General features: G+C 39.8%; 18 protein-coding genes and 1 pseudogene. 7 read left to right on the forward strand and 12 right to left on the reverse strand.

The window, feature by feature from the left end; translation table 11 throughout:
* Positions 1–143 precede the first annotated feature (143 nt).
* The 4 genes from EGS47_RS02165 to EGS47_RS02180 all read left to right on the forward strand — a co-directional run bounded on the left by EGS47_RS02165 (position 144) and on the right by EGS47_RS02180 (position 5,013).
* Positions 144–1,826 (forward strand): arylsulfatase, encoded by a 1,683-nt coding sequence (locus EGS47_RS02165; protein ID WP_004990260.1) that lies wholly within the window; start codon positions 144–146, stop codon positions 1,824–1,826.
* Entirely contained in the window at positions 1,823–2,821 is a 999-nt protein-coding gene (locus tag EGS47_RS02170; RefSeq protein ID WP_004990261.1) for an SUMF1/EgtB/PvdO family nonheme iron enzyme, read from the forward strand. Before EGS47_RS02165 ends, EGS47_RS02170 begins: the two co-directional genes overlap by 4 nt.
* Before the next feature lie 148 nt (positions 2,822–2,969).
* Positions 2,970–4,502 carry a hypothetical protein gene (locus EGS47_RS02175; RefSeq protein ID WP_104794800.1) on the forward strand — a complete coding sequence of 511 codons (1,533 nt, stop codon included), beginning with the start codon at positions 2,970–2,972 and terminating at the stop codon, positions 4,500–4,502.
* A 142-nt stretch (positions 4,503–4,644) separates the two neighbouring features.
* The gene (locus EGS47_RS02180) at positions 4,645–5,013 is read left to right on the forward strand and encodes a DUF1090 family protein (RefSeq protein ID WP_004990267.1); all 369 of its coding nucleotides are present in this window, start codon (positions 4,645–4,647) and stop codon (positions 5,011–5,013) included.
* A gap of 73 nt (positions 5,014–5,086) precedes the next feature.
* Here EGS47_RS02180 and EGS47_RS02185 read toward each other — a convergent pair whose 3' ends face one another.
* Positions 5,087–6,424, reverse strand: coding sequence for a D-serine ammonia-lyase (locus EGS47_RS02185; RefSeq protein ID WP_125269860.1), 1,338 nt, complete (start codon positions 6,422–6,424; stop codon positions 5,087–5,089).
* A gap of 148 nt (positions 6,425–6,572) precedes the next feature.
* The gene (locus EGS47_RS02190) at positions 6,573–8,204 is read right to left on the reverse strand and encodes an inorganic phosphate transporter (protein WP_004996551.1); all 1,632 of its coding nucleotides are present in this window, start codon (positions 8,202–8,204) and stop codon (positions 6,573–6,575) included.
* A gap of 437 nt (positions 8,205–8,641) precedes the next feature.
* Between EGS47_RS02190 and metH the strand changes: the two genes are divergently transcribed.
* Positions 8,642–12,328, forward strand: a complete 3,687-nt coding sequence (gene metH / locus EGS47_RS02195) for a methionine synthase (protein WP_005003340.1) — start codon at positions 8,642–8,644, stop codon at positions 12,326–12,328.
* A gap of 29 nt (positions 12,329–12,357) precedes the next feature.
* On the opposite strand, the gene EGS47_RS02200 is transcribed toward metH, so the two are convergent.
* The 4 genes from EGS47_RS02200 to EGS47_RS18870 form a co-directional block, all read right to left on the reverse strand.
* On the reverse strand, positions 12,358–12,738 hold the full coding sequence (locus EGS47_RS02200) for a type II toxin-antitoxin system VapC family toxin (protein ID WP_005003338.1): 381 nt from the start codon (positions 12,736–12,738) through the stop codon (positions 12,358–12,360).
* A complete protein-coding gene (locus EGS47_RS02205; protein ID WP_005003333.1) occupies positions 12,735–12,962 on the reverse strand; it encodes a type II toxin-antitoxin system Phd/YefM family antitoxin in 228 nt (75 codons plus the stop codon). The genes EGS47_RS02200 and EGS47_RS02205 overlap by 4 nt, the downstream gene beginning before the upstream one ends.
* 63 nt (positions 12,963–13,025) lie before the next feature.
* Entirely contained in the window at positions 13,026–13,736 is a 711-nt protein-coding gene (locus tag EGS47_RS18775) for a type ISP restriction/modification enzyme (protein ID WP_005003330.1), read from the reverse strand.
* Positions 13,736–13,936, reverse strand: a complete 201-nt coding sequence (locus EGS47_RS18870; protein ID WP_316249908.1) for a type ISP restriction/modification enzyme — start codon at positions 13,934–13,936, stop codon at positions 13,736–13,738. The genes EGS47_RS18775 and EGS47_RS18870 overlap by 1 nt, the downstream gene beginning before the upstream one ends.
* On the opposite strand from EGS47_RS18870, the gene EGS47_RS18875 reads away from it, so the two are divergent.
* A complete protein-coding gene (locus EGS47_RS18875) occupies positions 13,928–13,987 on the forward strand; it encodes a hypothetical protein (protein ID WP_373869131.1) in 60 nt (19 codons plus the stop codon). The genes EGS47_RS18870 and EGS47_RS18875 overlap by 9 nt on opposite strands.
* 75 nt (positions 13,988–14,062) lie before the next feature.
* Here the strand turns inward: EGS47_RS18875 and EGS47_RS18780 are convergent.
* From EGS47_RS18780 to EGS47_RS02230, 4 genes and pseudogenes are all read right to left on the reverse strand, one after another.
* Positions 14,063–18,250: pseudogene (locus EGS47_RS18780) on the reverse strand (DEAD/DEAH box helicase); the annotation flags it as partial.
* Positions 18,251–18,390: 140 nt separating this feature from the next.
* Positions 18,391–18,963 (reverse strand): hypothetical protein, encoded by a 573-nt coding sequence (locus tag EGS47_RS02220; RefSeq protein ID WP_005003327.1) that lies wholly within the window; start codon positions 18,961–18,963, stop codon positions 18,391–18,393.
* Between the two features lie 70 nt (positions 18,964–19,033).
* Positions 19,034–19,327 (reverse strand): cold shock domain-containing protein, encoded by a 294-nt coding sequence (locus tag EGS47_RS02225; RefSeq protein ID WP_004996544.1) that lies wholly within the window; start codon positions 19,325–19,327, stop codon positions 19,034–19,036.
* A 164-nt stretch (positions 19,328–19,491) separates the two neighbouring features.
* A complete protein-coding gene (locus EGS47_RS02230) occupies positions 19,492–20,715 on the reverse strand; it encodes an MFS transporter (protein WP_005003325.1) in 1,224 nt (407 codons plus the stop codon).
* 105 nt (positions 20,716–20,820) lie between these two features.
* On the opposite strand from EGS47_RS02230, the gene EGS47_RS02235 reads away from it, so the two are divergent.
* A complete protein-coding gene (locus tag EGS47_RS02235) occupies positions 20,821–21,609 on the forward strand; it encodes an AraC family transcriptional regulator (RefSeq protein WP_005003324.1) in 789 nt (262 codons plus the stop codon).
* On the opposite strand, the gene EGS47_RS02240 is transcribed toward EGS47_RS02235, so the two are convergent.
* Complete coding sequence (locus tag EGS47_RS02240; RefSeq protein WP_119686737.1) at positions 21,606–22,889, reverse strand: glutaminase; 1,284 nt, start codon at positions 22,887–22,889, stop codon at positions 21,606–21,608. The genes EGS47_RS02235 and EGS47_RS02240 overlap by 4 nt on opposite strands.
* 220 nt (positions 22,890–23,109) lie before the next feature.
* Complete coding sequence (gene def / locus EGS47_RS02245; protein WP_125269137.1) at positions 23,110–23,592, reverse strand: peptide deformylase; 483 nt, start codon at positions 23,590–23,592, stop codon at positions 23,110–23,112.
* Positions 23,593–23,708 lie beyond the last annotated feature (116 nt).

The following is a 23,708-nucleotide window of genomic DNA, read 5'->3' on the forward strand; positions in this document are numbered from 1 at the left end:
CTTCGGGGCTTTTTCACAGTCAGGAATTTAGTTATATCAAAAAATGTTCAGCATTATTTATGCAGACGTTTCCCAAACTAATTATTTAAAAATTCAAAACAGTATGGTTAAGCTGGGTTGAATTTTACAATAATACTTTAATCATGAAAAAACAACCACTTGTATTAAGCTTAAGTTTCATCCTTTTAAGTTTATCTTTGAGTGCGTGTCACGATAACAATGACACATCTGCTACATCTACGCCTGTGGTAGAAGCAAAAAAGCCAAACGTTTTATTCATTATGGCAGATGATCTGGGTTATTCAGATATAGGGGCTTTTGGTGGAGAAATTCACACTCCGAATCTGGATGCTTTAGCCAATGAAGGCCGTTTATTGAGTGATTATCACACTGCTCCAACTTGCTCTCCAACTCGATCACAGCTGATTTCAGGCACAGATCATCATTTGGCAGGTATTGGAGCGATGGCTGAACTTACACCCAGCCATCTTAAAGGGCAGCCAGGTTATGAAGGTTACTTAAATGAACGTTCGCTATCGATTGCCGAAGTACTACGAGACAATGGTTATCGAACATATATCAGTGGAAAGTGGCATTTGGGGTTAACGCCTGAAACCAATGCACAAGCGCGCGGTTTTGATCATTCATTTACCTTGTTACAAGGTTTTGACTTGCACTTTAAGCGTACCCCAACAGGCTATAATCGCAATGCAACCTACACCGAAGATGGTCAAGTCATACCATTGTCTTCTTTGCCAGATAATTTCTTTTCAACCAACTATTACACTGACAAACTCATTGAATACTTAGACTCAGGCAAGAACACTGGTAAGCCATTTTTTGCCTATGCAGCATATACAGCCCCACACTGGCCAATCCAAGCGCCAGAAGAATACCGTAATAAATATAAAGGAATCTATGATGTAGGTTATGACGCCATTCGCAATGCACGTATCGCAAAACAAAAACAGTTAGGCATCATTCCAGCCAATTTTGTTCCCGCCGAACCTATTGCAACAGCAAATGCGCCTGCACAGTCTGGCCGATGGAATGAACTCAGCCCAGAACGTAAGGCGCTTGAAGCGCGTAATATGGAAATCTATGCAGGTATGGTCGAAAATCTGGATGCCAACATTGGACGCCTGATTCAATATTTAAAAGCCAATGGTTTATATGACAATACCTTGATTTTCTTTGTGTCTGATAATGGTGCAGAAGGTTCAACAGGTAGCGCAAATGCAGGCGCTCAGGTGGATAATTCATTGACTGGTTTGGGTACAGATAATTCTTATACCTTTATTGGTCCTCGCTGGGCTGAAGTCAGTGCTGCACCCTTTCATCTTTGGAAAAATACCGCAGGTGAAGGTGCTACCACCGCTCCAGCCATCGTAAAACTGCCGCACCAAAATAAGATACAACCGATTCATAACAGCTTTGCATCGGTCTTGGATGTATTCCCGACCGTTCTGGATTATGCCAATATCAATATTCCACAAGGTCAATATAAAGGTCGTAATATCAATACGCCAAGCGGACGTTCGTGGAAAGCGGTTCTGGAAAATAAAGCAACAACGATTCGCCCTGACGGATTCAGCTTTGCAGATGAACTACATGGTAATAAATATGCGAAACAAGGAGACTGGAAAATCGCATTACAAGGCAAAGCCAATCTTGGTACTGGAACATGGGAGCTATATAACCTGAAACAGGATCGTGGTGAGAATCAAAATCTGGCAAATACCTATCCAGATAAAGTTCAGGAATTGATTAAAGTCTATCAACAATACACGCAACAAAATGGTGTAAAGGAATATCTTGTTCAATGAAAGCGGTATTCCTTTCAATTTTAGGCTACAGCTTGTTACTGGCTGGCTGTAGCCAAACATCACAACCTGCATTCCCTAATAAAAAAGAGGATCCTACACCAGCCTTATTAGCACTTGGCTCACTTTCAACCTGCAAAAATTATTCAGGATTGCCAAATCAATGGCGAAAGAATAATCATGCAGGTATGGTTTGGGTCGACTCGGGTACAGTCAATCTGGGTTCGAATCTGGCTTATCCCGATGAAATTAATTTTGGAGAAAAAAAGCGGCAGGTAGCTGGCTTCTGGATCGATCAGACTGAAGTCACAGTGGCACAGTTTGCAAGCTTTGTTCAAGCAACAGGCTATATCACTGATGCTGAACGACAAAAACAGGCTGCGGTATTTTTACCCGATGCTAATCATCCACAACAATGGTGGCAGCTTAAATCTGGCTACACTTGGCAAAGCCCAAATGGACCACAAGCAGAAAAAGCATTACCCAACGAGCCTGTCCGTTTTGTCACGAAAAATGATGCCGAACATTACGCTGTCTGGCTAGGTCGGGATTTACCTTCTGAAATAGAGTGGGAATATGCCGCCAAAGCAGGACAAACTCAAGATACCCCCTTGCACCAAGCCCCCATGGATCATCATCAACATCCCCAAGCCAATTATTGGCAGGGTGAGTTCCCATTTCACAATACAAAGCAAGATCAATTTGAGGGTGTCGCACCCGTTGGGTGTTTTGCGGCAAATAATTTTCAACTCTATGACACGATCGGCAATGTCTGGGAATGGACATCTTCGGTTTATCAGGGTGCGCATGATGAACACATGGGAGATTATCAACATCTGCGCCAAACCAATATACCCAGCCAGAACTTCGTGATTAAAGGCGGCTCATATTTATGTGCAGATAACTATTGCGCACGTTTTCGTAACAGTAGTCGCCATCCGCAAGAGTTTGATTTAGCCACCAGTCATGTCGGATTTCGTACCATCATGAGAGCATAATACAAAACCTCAGTATCTTAATTTACGAGTAGACACCAGATTTAACGCTTTCTTGCAATTTTGGTAGTTAATGCCAACCCTGAAAGTAAGTTGGCATAGATAATGTTTACATCTGTATATTAATGCCATTTAAAGTGAGTTTTTTTGCATGTCCAGTCCAATTGAAGGTTTGCAGTTCCCAGTCAATCCTGCAACTCAGAAGCCAAGTACTTCACAAACAGGCAAAGCAATTGTCTCGGAAGCATTGTCTTTAGTGGATCATAAAATTTCTCAACAGGCTGCAAAAGAAAAAGACTGGCGTAAAAATTATCCGACCTATTTTAAGGCTTTGGTCGAACTGGGTATCGAAAAAACAGTCAACCCGATTACCATTGCAAAACAAGGCTTGCATAAAGCACATCATAGTTTTGAATTTTATCGAAATGGTGAGCAATACTTACTCAAAGATGTACCACGGATACCTGATATTGCAGAATTTAATACAGTGATCATTAAAGGTGAAAGTCAGGAAAAACCTGAATGGTATGTGCCTTATCATGGTCAAAAACTACAAGGACAAGCACTGCTTGATCAAATTTCAAATTGGGAACAGCGTGGAATCATTGAACCGAGTCATGCCACAGCATTAAGAGAAGTTCATGCACATCCTGAATGGTTCGATTTGTCTGATCGTACTATGGTACTTTTTGGGGCGGCATCTGAAGCGGGCCCACTAACATGGCTTGCCAAATGGAAAGCGAATATTGTCGCGGTTGATTTACCCAATGCCAAAGTTTGGGAAAAAATATTAACCACCATCCAAAAAGGCAATGCCACTCTCATTGCACCAAGTCTGAACCCTATCCATGATACAACCCCGTCTTATGACCTTAAGGACAAACTGGGTGCAAACCTACTGACGCAATTACCTGAAATTGCTGAATGGCTAATCAAATTTGAACAAAGTCTGGATTTAGCAGCCATTGCCTATCTGGATGGTGAAAAACATGTCCGTGTTTCGATAGCAATGGATACGATTATGAGCTTAGTGAGTGAACGCAAAGCCAACACCAGTCTGATGTTTATGTGCACACCGACTGATGTCTATGCGGTACCTAAAGAGGTTGTTGCGGCAGCACAGCAAAAATCTCTGGATCGCTCTAGCCTGCAAAAGTTACTGACCAAAGGGATTTCGACACTTTCACTCAAACATTTCTTTAAAACCAACGATTCAAGTCTGATCGCTTCTGATAATGGGAAAAAATATGGAATTGCAGATTGTTTAGTGCTTGAACAAGGACCAAACTATGCCTTGGCAAAGCGGATCCAGCAATGGCGAGCAACATTGGCGCGTCATCAAGGACAACGCGTGAGCATCAATATTGCACCCTCTACTACCACCCATTCAGTTACCAAGAATCCGTTGTTAAAAGCAGCATTTAATGGCGCTGATTTGTTTGATGTCGAAGCCTTTAGTCCAGAAACCACCAACGCAATTATGGCTGCACTTTGGGTTCATGACTTAAGAAATGATCAGGCTTTTGCCAACCCAGAAATGCCACTTGAACACCCTCTAGAGTTGATGATGGAAGGTGCTAATCATGGTGGATTGTGGCGCGTGGCTTATCTGGCAAGAACCGCTCTACCTTTTGCTGCAATTTATGGTTTTGTCAGTGATAAAATCCCTTTGAAAAAAAGATAAACAACACTGTTTTAAATGCCAATATTTATCGGATCAGACTTGATAAATTAGGCTTTAAGCATGGCAAATATGATTATTCCTAAGCGTACGTTTAATCAGTTGCCATGTTTAAAGTTGATTTTATTTATACGGTTTTAGTCTGATGAATCATGTCCAAAAAGTAGTCGTTATTTTGACGACAATTATGATCGGGATCTCCCCCACCTATGCTGCAAAAAATTGTGAAATTAAAAAACAAGAACTCAGCAATCAACTTCGTTATGCTGAAAAATATGCGAGTAGCTATCGGGTTGCAGGCTTAAAACGAGCCATTCAAAATATTGATCGTTATTGCCAAGACGACACTCCTACTCAAATTAAAATGCAGCTACAAACTGAGCATAAAATTGAAAAACTAAAGGCCGAACTTTATAAAGCCCAACAAAATCAGGATACCCAGAAAGCATTAAAGAAACAACAAGAGTTAAATCAAGCGCTGTTTGAACTTGAGCAAATACAAACCACCAGTTAATACGGTGATTTGACTGCTTGATTTGAATAAATGCGAGCTTAATATCTCGTCAATGAAAACATCAGTGTAGGTACTAAGTTAGCAGATGTTGACTCTGAAGCAGATATCTTTGCATTTCTTCGGGTGGTACCATCCCTCCTCCTGTTGCCCAAATGATATGCGTGGCATTGGCTAATTGAGATGGCGTAAACTGATGTAATTGCTGATAAGATGTTTGGGCAGTTGTGTGATAGCCCCCCATGAATCCTGCCGCAGCAGAGGGTTCAAGTTGAATCTGTTCTGATTGATTAAGTTGCCCAATCAACGCATATAAACTTTGATCAGAAAGAGTGTAATAACCATCTATCAGTCCTTGCATGGCACGGCCAACAAAACCAGAAGCGCGTCCAACGGCAAGACCATCTGCGGCGGTCTGATTATCCAGCCCAATATCATTGACACTAATTCGATCATGCAACCCCGTGTAAACACCAAGTAGCATGCATGGCGAATGGGTGGGTTCTGCAAAGATACAATGTACGTGCTCACCAAAAGCCTGTTTAAGCCCAAAGCTGACTCCCCCAGGCCCGCCACCCACGCCACAAGGCAAATACACAAATAATGGATGCGCGGCATCGACCACTTGATGACGCTCAAATAATTGCTGTTTGAGTCTTAACCCTGCTACAGCATAACCCAGAAATAAAGTTTTGGAATTTTCATCATCGATAAAAAAGCAGTTTGGATCAGCCTCAGCAGCTTTACGCCCCTGTTCAACGGCGACACCATAATCACTGGCATATTCAACGACATTAACCCCTAAAGAGCGCAGTTTATCTTTTTTCCATTGTCTTGCATCAGCAGACATATGCACCGAAACCCGAAAACCCAGTTTGGCACTCATGATCCCAATTGAAAGTCCCAGATTTCCTGTCGAGCCAACAGCGATCTGATAATTGTGAAAAAAGGTTCTAAACTCATCCGAATCAAATTTTCGATAATCATCTTCTAAAGAGATTAGCCCAGCAGCCGAAGCTAACTTTTCAGCATGGGTAAGCACTTCATAAATACCTCCACGCGCTTTAATCGAACCAGATATAGGTAAATGACTATCTTGTTTCAGCCACCATTGTCCCTGTAATGGAATTTTCCATTGTTCCGAAAGCAGCTGTTGCATCTGTGCAATGCGCACCAAATCGGATTCAATGATACCTTGCTGGTTTTGAGTTTCAGGAAAAACTTGAGCAATAAATGGAGCAAAACGTTTTAAGCGAGCTTCTGCATCCTCAATATCGGCTCGGGTTAGACCCACATGCTGTAGCGCTTGTTTTAATGGCATCTTTTCAGGTGGAAACCAAAATACAGATTGGTATTGCTGTAATGTTTGAATCAATGGGTCTTGTTGTAATTGATCTAAATTTAAAGCAGTCATTTTGATGGGTTTCAACATGGGTTTTTATCACAAGGTAGCAAACATTCGCTAAAAAGAAAGCGATCTTCACATAAAAATTTTAGAGAATAAAAAAGGTCACTGATGTGACCTTTTCAACTCTAAAAATTCAATTGTACAAGCTCGGGATTTATCCAACAAATTGAAGGAACAACCAGTACAGACCACCCGATAAACAAATAGTTGCAGGTAAGGTAAAGACCCAAGCCGATAAAATGGTTTTCACCGTATTAAAGTTTAAGCCAGATTTATTGGCAACCATTGTCCCTGCCACTGCACTGTTCAGTACATGCGTAGTGGAGACAGGCATACCAAGACCATCCGCTGCTGCAATGGTACTCATCGCCACCAACTCAGCAGACATACCTTGACCATAAGTCATATGGTGTTTACCAATACGCTCACCAACAGTCACCACAATTCGTTTCCAACCCACCATGGTTCCCAGACCCAGTGCCAATGCCACAGCAACTTTGACCCAAGTTGGAATATATTGTAGGAAAGAGTCCAGACTATCGCGGTACTGTTTCACTACTTTTTGCTGATCGGCTGTCATTGCAGGAAGTGCTTCAGCTTTATCCAGACGCTTAAATGTAGTAGTACTTAAGTACATGTCATTACGGATATTACCAATCGCATCTTCAGGAATATCTTTCAAACTTCCATAACTACCGACACGTTGACCCAAATGATCGGTCAAACTGGCTAATGCAGGAACCACATCAGGAGTTTGCTGTTTGGTTTGAATATACTTGGTCAAAATGACACGTGCTTTTTCATCTTGCATGTCTGTATGCTGAGTATAAAGAACAGAAGAAGTCTGACCAGATAATTGTTCAAAGGTTTGCAATTGCTGTGCATCTAGACTCTTATTTAATGAATAAGCCATCGGCACCAAGCCAATCAACACCAGCATGATTAAGCCCATTCCTTTTTGACCATCATTAGAACCGTGCGCAAAGCTTACGCCTGTACAGGTAAAAATCAAAATGGCACGAATAATAGGTGGCGGTGGCTTATTGCCTTCAGGTGGCTGAAACAGTTCAAGTTGGCGTTTAAATACTTTTTTTACCAATAGGAATAAAATAGCAGCAAAAGCAAAACCGATTAGTGGTGAAAATAGTAAAGCTTTACCCACTTTAATCACCTGATCCATATCGATGCCACTGGTACTGCCCGTTGCAGCATTAATCAGATGGTTCATAATGCCCACACCCAAAATCGAACCGATCAGGGTATGTGAACTTGATGCAGGAATTCCTAAAAACCAGGTTCCCAAATTCCAGATAATCGCAGCAATCAGCAAAGCGAAAACCATGGCAAAGCCAGCACCACTGCTGACATTCATAATTAATTCAACAGGTAATAATGCAATAATACCGTAGGCCACTGCCCCGCTTGCGACCATAACACCCAGAAAATTACAAAAACCTGCCCACATTACGGCGACAGGTGCAGGCAATGCATTGGTGTAAATGACCGTTGCCACAGCATTGGCTGTGTCATGAAAACCGTTTACAAACTCAAATCCCAAAGCAATAAAAAGTGCTGTTGCCAGCAAGATCACGGAATATAAACTGAGTGCAGGCACATGTGCCAAATCAGCATTTACCTGTACAGCGATGTAAATCAGGGTTGCAATAATAACCGTAAAAAACACCGGCATAAAAAACTTCGGTGTGGGTACATGTACATTCGTCGATTGAACATGTCCAGCTTCGACATGATTTGAATCCGAAACGGGAGGAAGATTTGAATTCATGTAGACGGTTCAAGAGGATCGTTAAAATCCCCATATTCTTAAATTAAATTATGACAATTATATGACAAATAGGGGTCTAATGAAGTCATTTTTTAAACACTTGACCTCATAAAAGGCATTTTTTAGTTTAATTTTATGCCAGTACAATCAATAAAAACAAATAAATACAAAAACTTAAAACACAAAAACCATCATGACATTCAATTGTTGTATTTTGAAGTAAATATGATGAAATTATGACAGCTGGTCACATTTCCGATGTCACATTTCATGTAAAGCTATTTTGAAACAGGAATATTGCATTTTGATGAAATCGTCACCATCTCAATCCTGAATGGTATGAATCTGTGTTTGACCGTCTCGGCGATCAATCAAAGCCACTTATTGTGAGGGATTCTGTTACAATAACGCGCCTTTTAAATCTATCTGGGGTTCTTATGTCCACGCTTGCCACCCTGAAATCACTTCTTGCCCAACGTATCCTGATTATTGATGGTGCGATGGGAACGATGATTCAACGCCATAAACTCGAAGAAGAAGATTATCGTGGTGAACGTTTTGCAGACTGGGCATCTGACCTTAAAGGCAATAACGATTTACTGGTACTCACTCAGCCGAAAATTATTCAGGGCATACATGAAGCCTATCTGGATGCAGGCGCGGACATTATTGAAACCAATAGCTTTAATGGCACTCGTGTTTCCATGTCGGATTATCACATGGAAGATCTTGTTCCAGAGATTAACCGTGAAGCAGCACGATTAGCGCGAGCGGCCTGTGACAAATACTCCACCCCAGAAAAACCGCGTTTTGTGGCGGGTGTACTTGGACCAACATCTCGTACCTGTTCAATTTCGCCGAATGTCAACGATCCTGCATTTCGTAACATCACTTTTGATGAACTGAAAGAAAATTATATTGAAGCGACGCATGCACTCATCGAAGGTGGTGCAGATATTCTTTTGATCGAAACGGTGTTCGATACCTTAAACTGTAAAGCTGCGATTTTTGCGGTCAAAGAAGTGTTTAAGCAAATTGGTCGTGAATTACCCTTGATGATTTCAGGCACGATTACCGATGCATCAGGTCGTACTTTGACAGGTCAGACTGCCGAAGCATTTTGGAACTCGGTGCGTCATGGTGACCTACTCTCAATTGGTTTTAACTGTGCCTTGGGTGCAGATGCAATGCGTCCGCACGTCAAAACCATTAGTGATGTGGCAGATACCTTTGTTTCAGCCCATCCCAATGCGGGCTTACCCAATGCCTTTGGTGAATATGATGAAACGCCAGAGCAGACCGCCGCATTTTTAAAAGAATTTGCCGAAAGTGGTCTGATCAATATTACAGGTGGTTGTTGTGGTACTACACCCGACCATATCCGTGCCACTTACAATGCAGTTAAAGATATTCAACCACGTCAAATTCCTGAAACGCAACCTGCTTGTCGTTTAAGTGGTTTAGAACCGTTTAACATTTATGATGATTCATTGTTCGTGAATGTCGGTGAACGAACTAATGTCACAGGTTCCAAAAAATTCTTGCGTTTAATCCGTGAGGAAAATTTTGCAGAAGCGTTAGAAGTTGCTCAGCAACAGGTTGAAGCAGGTGCGCAAATCATCGACATCAACATGGATGAAGGCATGCTGGATTCACAAAATGCGATGGTGCATTTTTTGAATCTAGTTGCATCTGAACCCGATATTTCACGTGTCCCGATCATGATTGACTCATCTAAATGGGAGATCATTGAAGCGGGCTTAAAATGCGTACAGGGCAAACCTGTGGTCAACTCGATTTCCTTAAAAGAAGGTTATGACGAGTTTGTCGAAAAAGCACATTTATGCCGCCAGTATGGTGCTGCGATTATCGTGATGGCTTTTGATGAAGCAGGTCAGGCCGATACAGCAGCGCGTAAGCGTGAAATCTGTAAACGCTCTTATGATGTTTTGGTCAATGACGTTGGCTTCCCTGCTGAAGACATTATTTTTGATCCGAACGTGTTTGCCGTGGCAACAGGGATCGAAGAACACAACAACTATGGCGTCGACTTTATTGAAGCGACAGGCTGGATTAAACAAAACTTGCCACATGCCATGATTTCTGGCGGTGTATCCAACGTATCCTTCTCATTCCGCGGTAATGAGCCTGTGCGTGAAGCGATTCATTCAGTATTCCTATACCATGCCATCAAACAAGGCATGACCATGGGCATTGTGAATGCAGGTCAAATGGCGATTTACGATGATATTCCAAAAGAACTCAAAGATGCGGTTGAAGATGTTGTTCTGAATCAAAACCAAGGTGCAAGCGGTCAGGAAGCTACTGAAAAACTGCTTGAAGTGGCTGAAAAATTCCGTGGACATAGTGGCGCACAACGTGAAGCTGAAAATCTAGAATGGCGTAATGAATCCGTAGAAAAACGTCTGGAATATGCGCTGGTCAAAGGCATCACTACTTATATTGATGAAGATACCGAAGAAGCACGTTTAAAAGCCAAACGTCCTCTTGATGTGATTGAAGGCGCATTGATGGATGGCATGAATGTGGTCGGTGACTTGTTCGGTTCAGGCAAAATGTTCCTGCCGCAAGTGGTGAAATCTGCCCGTGTGATGAAACAAGCAGTCGCGTGGTTAAACCCATACATCGAAGCAGAAAAAACAGGAAGCCAATCTAAAGGTAAAGTATTGATGGCGACCGTGAAAGGCGATGTGCATGATATTGGTAAAAATATCGTGGGCGTGGTTTTAGGCTGTAATGGCTACGATATTGTCGATTTAGGCGTGATGGTGCCTGCGGAAAAAATCCTGCAAACTGCGATTGATGAGAAGTGTGACATTATTGGGTTGTCTGGTTTAATTACGCCAAGTCTGGATGAAATGGTCTTTGTCGCCAAAGAAATGCAGCGTAAAGGTTTTACCATTCCATTATTGATTGGCGGTGCAACCACATCCAAAGCCCATACCGCAGTGAAGATTGATCCTCAATATTCAAATGATGCCGTGATTTATGTGGCTGATGCATCACGTGCCGTCGGTGTTGCGACCACCCTACTTTCCAAAGAAATGCGCGGCAATTTTATTGATGAGCATCGTGCTGAATATGCCAAAATTCGTGAACGTTTAGCCAATAAGCAACCGAAAGCCGCAAAACTTTCTTATGCCGAATCGGTTGAGAATGGCTTTAAAATTGATGACAACTATACACCGCCTAAGCCAAATATTTTAGGTACGCAAGTCATTAAAAATTATCCACTTGAAACTTTAGTTCCTTATTTTGACTGGACACCGTTCTTTATCTCTTGGAGCTTGGCGGGTAAATTCCCGAAAATTCTAACAGATGAAGTGGTCGGCGAAGCCGCAACGGATTTGTATAACCAAGCGCAAGCGATGCTGAAAGACATTATCGAGAATCATCGTTTTGATGCTCGTGCGGTGTTTGGTTTATACCCTGCACAACGTACAGCTGCGGATACGGTGAGTGTGTTTGATGAAGCAGGTCAAAAGGTTACACATACTTTCGAGCATGTCCGTCAGCAATCAGACAAAGTCACAGGCAAGCCGAATTTATCTTTAGCCGACTATATTAAGCCGACAATCAATCAGCAAGATTATTTAGGCGGCTTTACCGTGTCGATCTTTGGTGCTGAAGAACTCGCCAATGAATATAAAGCCAAAGGTGATGATTACTCAGCCATCCTAGTACAGTCATTGGCGGATCGTTTTGCCGAAGCCTTTGCCGAGCATTTGCATGAGCGGATTCGTAAAGAGTTTTGGGGCTATAAAGCCGATGAAACTTTGGACAATGAAGCACTAATCAAAGAAAAGTATGTCGGCATTCGTCCTGCGCCTGGCTACCCTGCTTGCCCAGAACATTCTGAAAAAGCGGTATTATTTGACTGGTTAGGTTCGGAAGCGAAGATTGGTACTAAGTTGACTGAACATTTTGCGATGATGCCACCATCTTCGGTAAGTGGTTTTTATTATTCGCATCCTCAAAGTGAATACTTTAATGTGGGCAAGATTGCTCAGGATCAGCTTGAAGATTATGCGAAGCGTAAGGGTTGGTCTCTAGATGTGGCGAAGCGTTGGTTAGCGCCGAATTTGGATGATTCGATTGGTTAAGCATATAGGAATTTAAAATTCATTCTCGATTATTCAGGAATGAATTTATGCAGATCAATATTAGGAATAAATTTATAATGTTTATCATTTGCAGTCAGTAAAGGTTCACCAAATTGTATTGCTGTTGCAGCGATTAAAGCATCTGCCATTTGCATTGAATGGCTCAGTGCATATTCCTGAACATAGAATGATGCACGGGCAGAAATTTCCTGATCAAGATGAATAATATGCACATTCCAGTAATGCAGGGCTTTCTGAAAACGTAAGCTTTCTTGTTTATTCAGCATTCCCTGCAACAATTCCATATAGGTGATAGCAGAAATTGAAAATGGAATATGACTTTCAACTGCTTCCTTAGCAGATGCTTTTCCTCGCAAATACCAAATCAACACATCGGTATCAATAATCAAAACCGTCTACCCTGACGCATTGCTCTCACAGTTTCATCCACAGTCAGCGCATGTTGATCTTGTTGCCACATGCCAAAAATATCCTCATCCTGCTTTTGCTGCTGAATCGGTATAATTTTTGCGAGTGCTTTGCCTCGATAAGTTACTGTAACTTCTTGCCCATGCTGAACCTGTTGAATGATTTTACCGGATTGAATACGTAATTCTTTAGTTGAAACTTGCATAACTCACCCTCCAAGTATCCACTTAAAAGTGTACACTCAATTAAATTCTATGCAAGTATTTTCCTATATCTCCAACTTCGGCAACCCTTTTACAATCTTCATAGTTTCAAGGCTTACATTGATAACACACAAGAACAATTCCAAAGGATAAGCGGCATTATCCATTGTTTCAATCGCCCAATCATTTGCATCATTGGTGATACCACTGTCTTTATGTGTAGAAACACCCTGCCGTTCCATTACCCACTCAAGGGCAGACTTACCATTAACGATATAGTCATACGCCTCTAACGGAATATCCCGAATGGTGATTTTTGAATTATAAATCACCGCTTGTTTTTCACCCTTTTTGGCAAATTTCATTTTGGTGACATAAAAATCTTCATCTTTAAGTTGGTTATAAGGTGTTTTGCCTGTATCCAAAGTTGCGGGATAAGGTTCAACCGTTTCATAGTTAAGATGCCAATAAGCTAAATCCCGTCCTGCTTGGCTAAAATGCCAAAAATCCTGAGCCTGTTTTACACATGGAATACGGGGTAATTCTTTGGTGAGATTATCGGCAAAACGAGTACGGTAATCTTCGCTATGTAGCAAGCCATAAACATAATAGAAAATATCTTCTTTTGTAATATTTTCATTTGGATAGGCTTTTTGGAAATGGGCTAAACCTGCATCACTAATCCCATCTTTACGCACCAGTTTAGGTTGTTCGCTTTGTGGGTTTTCTTCTGATGGTGTATTAAATAAATCACCTTGATCGTTTTGATTTTGCATTAGTTGTTCTCCTCTGTTTCGTAAAGATAAAGAGGAAAACACTGTGCATCTCCAATGAGGTGATAATCTGGTAGCTTGTCCGTCATTAGAACAGAAAAGCCCTTGTTCCCTGCTAATGATAGACAAATAACAAGGTTTTGTTGTTGATTTTTCTTGGTATTTTTCGTATAATGGTCGATGGTCGATGGTCGATGGTCGATGGTCGATGGTCGATGGTCGATGGTCGATGGTCGATGGTCGATGGTCGATAAAACATCATTTAGGTGGGTTGATTCCTCATAAGTAGATAGTGGGAAACATTGCCCTTTTGAAATAAGTTCATAATCAGGGATTTTCTCAGTTATTAAAGCTGAAAACTCTTTTGTTGAACCTCGACCAGTTACAGAGATTACCTTATTCTTTGTAGAGTTATCACTAAAAATCTTCGATAATCGGCTTGTTCTATGATTCAACCACTTATTTTTACATAGCCAAGATGTATTAAATGGGCGATATTCTGCTTTAATAATATCTTCATCACTGTATATAATCTCTCTATCATTCTTTAAATGTTCTTTTAAACTACTAGACCAACTTATTTTTGTAGGATCGTTATCAAATATAGGTGTGTTATTCTGTTTATTTCTTTCTCTTTGTTTATCATAAAAATTAATAGAATTTTTAGTATTCTGAATTAAAGTATCTTTATTTGAATTATAATTCCAAGCATCTCGGCTGGTTAGCATACCTTGTGAATAATCATTAAACAATGTACTTTCTTCTAACTTCTTATTACCTAATGAAATAAATTTAGCTCCATCAAACTCTTTATTTCTTTGATTTATCCAATAATAGAGTTCATCAGGAATAATTTTTTGCCAAGCATCTTTTTGGCTAATTCCTGTAATACTTTTTAACTCTACAATTTTTTCTAGCTTTTGCTCACGAGTTAAATAATCTCCTATATCATGGAAATAAATTTCCCCTTGTTTTTCAATTTGAGAGTTTTTTACTAAAATAGAAACTGCAATCGGTGTACGTGTACCTTGACCAAACACATTATCCTTTTCTTTACGTCTTTGTTCACCTGAAGTTCTAGCATTTCCCCGTAAATGGAATATATATAAACTACTAAATTCCTCTGCTAAACATTTTCGTAATCCATCCATAGAGTTAGCATCAACAAAACTTGCATTACTAACAAAACCAATTACACCATTTCCCCCTATACGGTCACTTGCCCAACGCATTGCACGAATATAAGAATCCATCAAATTTTTTGTCGAGCTTGCTTTAGAATATTTAGCATAAGTTTCAGATATTCTATTATCTAAACTTGGATAAGCAACATTTTGGTTATTGTCATTTTCAGACTTTTGACCTGCTGAATAAGGCGGATTTCCAATAATCACCTGAATATCTAACTCTTTTTGACGTTTCCGTCTTGCACTATTGCCATCCTGAGCTTGAGTCACAATATCATGCTCATACATCTGGAATGTATCAGTTAAACAAACACCCTCAAACGGCGTATAGTCATTAAAAATAATATCGTGGTAGGTTGCTTCAATATTAATTGTCGCAATGTAATAGGCAAGAAGAACTAGCTCATTGGCATGGATTTCATGTTTATATTTATAAGGTAAGCGGTTTGGCGGAATTAAGCCACTTTGTAGCAATCGAGTGATAAATGTCCCTGTGCCTGTAAATGGGTCAATAATATGAACATGATCATCTGCCAAAGTTTGGTTAAATTCAGACTTTAAGACATCATTGACACTATGGATAATAAAATCAACCACTTCTACAGGAGTATAAACAATACCTAAACGCTCGGTCATTTTTGGAAAAGCATTACGGAAAAACTTATCATAAAGCTCTACGATAATTCGTTGCTTACCCTGAGCATTATCTATACCCTCTGCTCTCAGTTTCACACTGGCATAGAAACTATTTAAGGTATCTGCTTCTTTTTCTAAATGATGTTCATGCAGTTTATTTAAAATATCCTGCATTGCCAATGAAATTGGATTATATTGAGCAAAATCATATTCACTAAACAGTGCATCAAACACAGGTTTGGTAATGAGATGCTGTGCCAACATTTCAATAATTTCAGCATCACTCAACGCATCATTCAGGTCATTTCTCAATTTTTTAGCAAAACTTTCAAAGGCTTGTATTTCTTCTTTATTTTCAGGATTGGCTAAAATATGGGTGATACGATCAATATGAGTTTTGGCAATTTTGGCAATATCATTTGCCCATTCTTCCCAATGCTGACGATTACCACATTTCTGCACCACTTTGGCATAAATCGCACGTTCTAACTCATCTATTTCAAAATTTAAGACATTTTGTTTTTCATCAATTAATTCTTTTCGAGTAGGCGATTTGCCTAAATTATCCTGCCCTTTCGCCCCTTTGGTTTTATCGGTCAACGTTTTTTGTCGTTTAGTTGCTTTATCTGAAATGGCAATCACTTCCATTTTAGCAGGCTTTTTATTATTCAATTCTAATTGATTAATCATGGCATCAAAACGGTCATCATGCGCTCGCAATGCCTGTAAAACCTGCCAAACAACTTTATAAGTTTTGTTATCATTTAAGGCTTCATGCGGTTCAACACCTGCTGGAATCACTACAGGCAAAATAATATAACCCCTTTTTTTATTCGGTGCTAAACGCATCACACGCCCAACTGATTGCACGACATCAACTTGCGAATTTCGAGGCGTTAAAAATAATACTGCATCTAAACTCGGAACATCGACACCCTCAGATAAACAACGCACATTGCTTAAAATCTTGCATTGATTTTCTTCGGGCTGTGCTTTTAACCATTGTAATTTTTCTTCTTTAGTTGTTGCATTCATGCCACCATCAATATGTTCAGCAATGCATTGCAAAGAATTTTCGATTAAATCGGCATCTTGTGGATTATGCTGTATTTCATAGGTCTGATATTGTTCAACCACGGCCTGAAACATTGCAGCAATATTTTTGGAACTGACCTTATGTTGTTTACTTTTACCCTTACTCGTATGAGGTTCAATCACCTGACAAAAAGCGACTGCTCTTTGCATCGGGTTTGGGTCATCCTGTAAATCAGTTTCACTATTTTGCTTGGATAATGCTTTCCAACAACCAATAATTTTCGCTGCATCATCGACCTTTAAACTGTTATTTTCATCAGCAAGTAAATCCTGCAAGCGTTTATTAACATGGCTTTCATCAACTGCCAAAACAATCACTTTATAATCAACCAATAATCCACGCTGTACCGCTTCGGAGAAATTAATGACAAATAACTCTTTGCCATAAATGGCTTCATTATTCATGCCATACAGTTTGGCTTTATCACGCTCCGCATTAATCTCCACATCTTCGCTATAAATACGTGGCGTTGCCGTCATATATAAGCGTTTTTTGGCATGGATAAACTCTTCATCATGCACACTGGTAAAGGCAGAATCATCTTCACCATCAAAGGTTGCTCCTGTGGTACGGTGTGCTTCATCACAAATAACGAAATCAAATTCAGGCAATAAATGACTATTTTGTGCTTCACTAATGACATTAATTGAATGGTAGGTTGAGAAAACCACACTCATTTTATGCTCTTTATGGCGTGACTGCATTTCTTCGGCAAGGCGTTTGGCATTAGTGGTGGCTGGATAATCCAACTCATGTACCAATAAATTTACCGCATCTTCATCAGCTTGACGTTTTTTGCCAATATCACTGTCCGAACACACCGCAAAACTACATAATGGTGTACTTGATTCTTGCGTCCATTCGGTTAAAGTTTGCGAAAGTAAGGATAAACTCGGCACTAAAAATAGAACTCGTTTCCCTCGCCCTGCCATTGCTTCGGCAATTTTTAAACTGGTAAACGTCTTGCCCGTCCCACATGCCATAATTAATTTGCCACGAGAAATATTTGGATAATTAAGTTGCTCTGTGACTGCTTGCAATGCTTGTTTTTGATGTGAACGTAAATTCTTCTTGGGTTTCAGTTCTAATTGTTGTTTAGGCTGATATTTTTCCCAATCAATAACACTATGTTCCAAAGCATATAAATCTATTTTCTGAACAGGTAAATGTTGACCTTTTAACGCATCTTTGGCATGTTTTGACCAGTGATTTGTGGTACTCACAATCATTCGATGGGTAAAAGGACGTTTACCTGATGCAGTAAAAAAACTATCTATATCTTTCTTCTGTAAATTATAATCTTCGGAATAAAGCTTACATTGAATCGCATGGTAATCTTCCGTATCTCTGACCTTGGCAACAAGATCAATGCCTGTATCTATACCTAAATCTTCACCATTTCGTTCTAGCCAATATTGACGGAAACCCTGCCATAAAAACACTTCATTATAAAGCTCCTGATATTTTGGTTCATTGGAAAAATAACGTAGCATCAAATCTTCAAAATAATTGCCTTTTTCTCGTTGTGTTTTGGCGTGTCTTCTAAATTTATCTATAAGCTGAAAAAAAGACGACATATCAATCCTTATTGACCTCATAAAAGGTTATTGGTGATTTCCAATTTTGTCTATCATTCTAGCAGCAAAGACTTTATTATCAATGGCTTCACAAAACAAAATTTGTCTTTTAAGCACACTTTTCAAAATGATGATAATTACTAGATAGCCTACCGATTATTCTATACAAACTTCCGCTTATAATTCTCATGATTTTCAATATTAGTAAGCTCATCTTTTTCATCCCAAACTTGTAACTCCCAAGGGAAATAAAAATTTGATTTATTTTTAAAATCGATATGCAAACCACGATATCCACTTTTATCTCGAAAATACCAGTTTTTTAAACCAAATTTTTCCTGCCATCCATCCAGCAATTCAATAATTTCTTTAACTTCTTGCGTATTTAAAATAATTCTTGCGCCAAAAATATCATTTAACCAATTATTGACTGGATATTGGTCACTATGACTTGAGAATCTTGAAATTTTATCATCAATACTTTCTAACGTTTTAACTCGATAATAATACTGTAATAAAAATCCTTTTTTATTTTTAATCAAATAGTCATTAATGCTTTCATGTAAATTTAACCGATATTTTGCAATATGTTGATAAGGTACACGGGAAATCGTTTTAGACAGATTGAACTTTTCAATGCGCCCAGTTTCAAAATAATCCTGAGAAAAATCAGCATGAATTTTGTTAATCGTTTCAATCATTAATTCAACTTTATCCAAAACATCTTTGCTCATATTTTTCTCAATATCTAAACGATTTCAAAATTATCAAGTTACCTCACTTTTTTGGATAGATTAAGTCCATCTACTTCCTAAAACTATCCAACAAGGCATTGGTAATTGACTTGTTATTTTCCACCGCTCTTGTTTTTTTAGCTTTGGCAGATTGATCTATGACTCTTTCAATTTTTACAGCTTTATATTTACCGTTATTTTCAACAACCATGAATTTGACGCGCTCATTGCGTTTAGGCTCGCCACCTTCAAGCGGGAAATCAGAAATATGAAAGAAAATATCCTGCTCTAAACCACCAATAAATCCAAAACCTTTTGATGCATCGTATTGTTTGATTTTTCCCTGATAAATTTCAGATTTCATGATTTAACCTATAATGTTACGCAATCATCAAATTATACATGAATCTGCTGAAACCAAGAAAAATCTAGGAACATAGAATGATTCTAAATGAGTCGTGACATATTTTTCTAATTTTACAGAATTAAATTATCCCCTTTTGCAGAGGATAATTTGAAAAATGACTTCTATTTCACATGGGTTTTAGGTAAAAAGAACGTTGCCAAACCCAGTAATGGCAAATATGAACATAGTTTAAACACCCATTCGATTCCATTAAGATCAGCCAAATGTCCAAGTCCTGCTGCGGCAATCCCACTGACACCAAACATTAAACCAAACATCAGTCCTGAGATCATGCCTACTCGTCCTGGAACAGCTTCTTGAGCATAAACCACCATAGCAGCAAAAGCCGAAGACAACACCAAACCTGCAATTACGGAAAGAATCGTTGTCCAGAATAAATCTGCATACGGCATCATTAAAGCAAATGGCGCCATGCCAACAAAAGACACCCAAATCACCGCTTTACGTCCAATCTTGTCACCAATTGGTCCACCTGCAAATGTTCCCACGGCAACCGCAGCCAAGAAAGCAAATAGATGCAGTTGTGCAGTGGCTAAACTGACATGAAATTTATGAATCAAGTAAAAAGTAAAATAGTTGCTAATACTGGCGATATAAGTAAATTTAGCAAACATCAACACGCAAATCGTGCCAATTGCCAAGGTTAATTGACGACCATGCAATTTACTACTGGCATTAACAATACGTGAAACTGCCTGCGTTTTGGCATGACGAATCGTCCATTGACTAACGCGAGTTAATATCCAGATGGCTAATAATGCAAAAACCACTAAGCAAGCAACTGCATGTTGTCCAAATGGCACAATAATCAATGCCGCCAATAGAGGGCCAATTGCCGTTCCCGTATTCCCACCCACCTGAAAGGTAGATTGTGCTGTACCAAACCGCCCACCCGATGCCATACGTGCAACACGTGAAGCCTCTGGATGAAAGGTCGATGAACCAACCCCAATCAAAGCCGAAGCAATTAATAACACGGTAAAGGTAGGCGAAAATGCGAGTAACAAAATTCCCAGAAACGTCACACACATGCCCATTGGCAATAAATATGGTTTCGGGTGTTTATCGGTATACAGTCCAATCCACGGTTGCAATAAGGATGCAGTCACCTGATAGACCAGTGAAATCAATCCGACCTGCGTAAAACTTAAGGCAAAGTTGGCTTTGAGCATGGGATAAATGGCAGGCAGTACCGCCTGAATCAAATCGTTGAGTAGATGTGCAATCGCGACAGCACCGACCACTTTAACGATCATCACTTGTGGCTGTGCATTTATATTTGTATTTTCCATGATATTTTCTTTCAACGGTATTGAAGACGTCATCCCAAGAAACTCCAATCATTGTTTAACTGAGCTTGCTATTGTAATCTGTCGGTTATACAACTATCTTCCAATAATCATTGTATAAGTGACAATTTCAATCTCATCATGATGCTATCTCATCCGCAATCTGAATTAATGATCGGTCTTTCCTCTGAGCATCGTTATCGAGAAGTGACCTATGCCCATGCACACGTGCAGGCGCAATTACTGTATGCATCTAAAGGAACTATTCAGATTTTAACCCATGATCAAGTCTGGATTATGCCGCCCATGTGTGCATTATGGATTCCTCCGCGGGTTGAACACAGTGTGATTTCTTTAAGTCATGTACAGTTAAACACTGCCTTGGTGGAACAAAATGCCGCTCAAGCAATGGGTCAAACTTGTTTTTTGATTCGGGTCAGTAATTTATTACATGAATTACTCATTCGTTTTAATGAACTAGATCAGCTTAGAAAAAATGATTCCGCTCCCTTTCAAGCGCTTTCCCAAGCTCTACAAATTATTATTTTTGATGAAATCCAGAGAGCTCATTCTTTAGAAGTGCAAATTCCGTGGCCAAATGACAAACGCCTGATCAAGATTTGTGAAAGTTTGTTGCAATCACCCGATCAATTAAAAGATTTAAATACTTGGGCAGATGAAATTGGCACCAGTTCCCGTACACTCATGCGAATGTTCCAAAAAGAAACAGGACTTTCATATCGGGCATGGATTCAACAAATGCACATTGCTTTAGCTTTAAGCAAAATTGCAGATGGCTTATCCATAAGTCAGATTTCAGAATCTTTGGGATATACCAATGCCAGTGCATTTAGCGCGATGTTCAAGCGGCATTTAGGCAAAACACCGCAACACTTTAAAACTGAAAACATATCAAGTTCATTGATTTAATTGTGATGACCTTTTTTTTGTTCAAGTAAATCATCTAAATCCTGATACACATGTAATACCCGATCCTTATGTGTGCGGGCATGATCCAAGCGTTGTTCAGGGTCGACTAAAAGCAAGCTATGACCATCATCGATCAAACGATCAACACCCTCTAAAAACATACGTTTACCGACATCATGGATCAATGAAATCTGAGTTAAATCGATAATAATCGTACTTTGATCAACAGGTTCACGCTGAAAAATACGCAATAACATTTCAGCTTCAGTAAACTTCAAGACTCCGCGTAATACATAAACACTCAGTGATGCATTTTGTCCAGTCCGATAATGACTCTGGACAATGGTTTGCGCTGAAGGTGTCCCTTCCATCAGGTGCAGCCCCATATCACGGCTCAGCCGTTCCATCATATCAATCCCACGGACACTATTACCATGTTCATCCAGTTTGGGTGAAAAGGCTGCAATACTCACCTGACCGGGCAATACACCTAAAATTCCACCTGCCACGCCACTTTTAGCAGGAATACCAACTGTTGTCAGCCAGTCACCTGCGGCATCATACATACCACAGCTCATCATCACACTAAGCACTTGGCGCACCACTGAACGGTTCAATAACCTTTTTCCAGTCTGAGCATCCACTCCACCATTGGCGAGTACGCTGCCTATGCGCACCAAATCTTTTACCGTCACCAAGATTGAACATTGGCGAATATAACCATTCACAATATCCACAGGATCTGTTTCAAGAATTCCAACGGTTCTAAGCATATAACCAATCGAAAGATTACGATAAGCCGTTTTAATTTCTGAACGATATACGGAATCATCAAAACATAATTCACGTCCTGCCAGTTCGCTCATAAACTGGCGTAAAATTTCTGCACTAGATACATTTTCTTTAAGTGGAATCAGAGAGTGCGTAGTGATTGCACCCGAATTAATCATTGGATTTTTAGGGCGGCCATCTTTTCCCAGTGAAATTTCATTAAAAGCCTCTCCAGAGGGTTCAACACCGACTTTTTCTAATACCTCATCAATACCCAGTTGTTGTAATACATAAGCATAAGTAAAAGGTTTAGACATTGACTGGATGGTAAACTCAACGTCATCATCACCGACTGAATAAATCTCACCATCGACGGTCGACATGGCTAAGGCCAAACGATGTGGATTGGCATTCGCCAACTCTGGAATATAATCAGCCAGATGTCCGCTATCATCTCCATCACATTCATCAAGTACATGTTCCAGATAATCTGGTAAAGGAGTTTTCATACAAACAACCTATTCTATTCATTATTTTGCATTTAATTTTGATGGTACAGGGTATTGATAATCTTAAATTTATATCTTTTGTAATGATTTTTAGTTCTATCCTATTTATTCGATTCACTGTGTAATGTAGTGGTAAATCATTCCACTATCTAAATATCATCATAACGCTCAATGTCAGTGATATTTTAAAATGAATCAAATCAACAATGCGTACACCAGATCAGTTTAAGCGTTCCACAAATAAGACCCCATTTAAATGATCTACTTCGTGTTGCACAATGCGAGCAGGAAAACCTTCAAAAGCGGTTTCGATGACTTCACCATACAACGACTGATAACGCACTCGAATAGAATAAGCTCGTTCGACCTCACCTCGTTCATTTGGCACACTTAAACAGCCTTCTTCACCTAAACACGTATTTGGGGATAATTCCAAAATTTCAGGATTCACCATGACCACAGCATCCATTTCAGGTGCATCGGGATAACGTGGGTTCGGACGCGAAGCCACAATAATAATTCGTTTGGAAATATATACCTGTGGTGCTGCAATACCTACACCATGGCGCTCAAGCATGGTCGTCTGCATGGCAGCAGCTAATTGTAATAGCCACTCACTATTAAACTCGGATTGGGCCACAGGTGCAGCCTGAAGTTTCAAGATTGTTTCACCGCGCTGGGCAATAGGTAAAACGGTAGCCATTTAAATAGACCTATGATCATGTCATGTTTATTTTGCGTTTGAAATTTCGTTGTGACAAGTTAAATGATCACCTCAATCAGTCCATGCTTTGTCTGACATGTTTTTTTCAATCCATC

The organism is Acinetobacter sp. FDAARGOS_515 (assembly GCF_003938865.1).
GTDB lineage: Bacteria > Pseudomonadota > Gammaproteobacteria > Pseudomonadales > Moraxellaceae > Acinetobacter > Acinetobacter ursingii.

Bases quoted from the DNA above. Each gene is read 5' to 3' on its own strand.
- EGS47_RS02165 (WP_004990260.1), top strand. From the start codon at position 144: ATGAAAAAACAACCACTTGTATTAAGCTTAAGTTTCATCCTTTTAAGT.
- EGS47_RS02170 (WP_004990261.1), top strand. From the start codon at position 1,823: ATGAAAGCGGTATTCCTTTCAATTTTAGGCTACAGCTTGTTACTGGCT.
- EGS47_RS02175 (WP_104794800.1), top strand. From the start codon at position 2,970: ATGTCCAGTCCAATTGAAGGTTTGCAGTTCCCAGTCAATCCTGCAACT.
- EGS47_RS02180 (WP_004990267.1), top strand. From the start codon at position 4,645: ATGAATCATGTCCAAAAAGTAGTCGTTATTTTGACGACAATTATGATC.
- EGS47_RS02185 (WP_125269860.1), bottom strand. From the start codon at position 6,424: ATGACTGCTTTAAATTTAGATCAATTACAACAAGACCCATTGATTCAA.
- EGS47_RS02190 (WP_004996551.1), bottom strand. From the start codon at position 8,204: ATGAATTCAAATCTTCCTCCCGTTTCGGATTCAAATCATGTCGAAGCT.
- metH (WP_005003340.1), top strand. From the start codon at position 8,642: ATGTCCACGCTTGCCACCCTGAAATCACTTCTTGCCCAACGTATCCTG.
- EGS47_RS02205 (WP_005003333.1), bottom strand. From the start codon at position 12,962: ATGCAAGTTTCAACTAAAGAATTACGTATTCAATCCGGTAAAATCATT.
- EGS47_RS18775 (WP_005003330.1), bottom strand. From the start codon at position 13,736: ATGCAAAATCAAAACGATCAAGGTGATTTATTTAATACACCATCAGAA.
- EGS47_RS02220 (WP_005003327.1), bottom strand. From the start codon at position 18,963: ATGAGCAAAGATGTTTTGGATAAAGTTGAATTAATGATTGAAACGATT.
- EGS47_RS02225 (WP_004996544.1), bottom strand. From the start codon at position 19,327: ATGAAATCTGAAATTTATCAGGGAAAAATCAAACAATACGATGCATCA.
- EGS47_RS02230 (WP_005003325.1), bottom strand. From the start codon at position 20,715: ATGACGTCTTCAATACCGTTGAAAGAAAATATCATGGAAAATACAAAT.
- EGS47_RS02235 (WP_005003324.1), top strand. From the start codon at position 20,821: ATGATGCTATCTCATCCGCAATCTGAATTAATGATCGGTCTTTCCTCT.
- EGS47_RS02240 (WP_119686737.1), bottom strand. From the start codon at position 22,889: ATGAAAACTCCTTTACCAGATTATCTGGAACATGTACTTGATGAATGT.
- def (WP_125269137.1), bottom strand. From the start codon at position 23,592: ATGGCTACCGTTTTACCTATTGCCCAGCGCGGTGAAACAATCTTGAAA.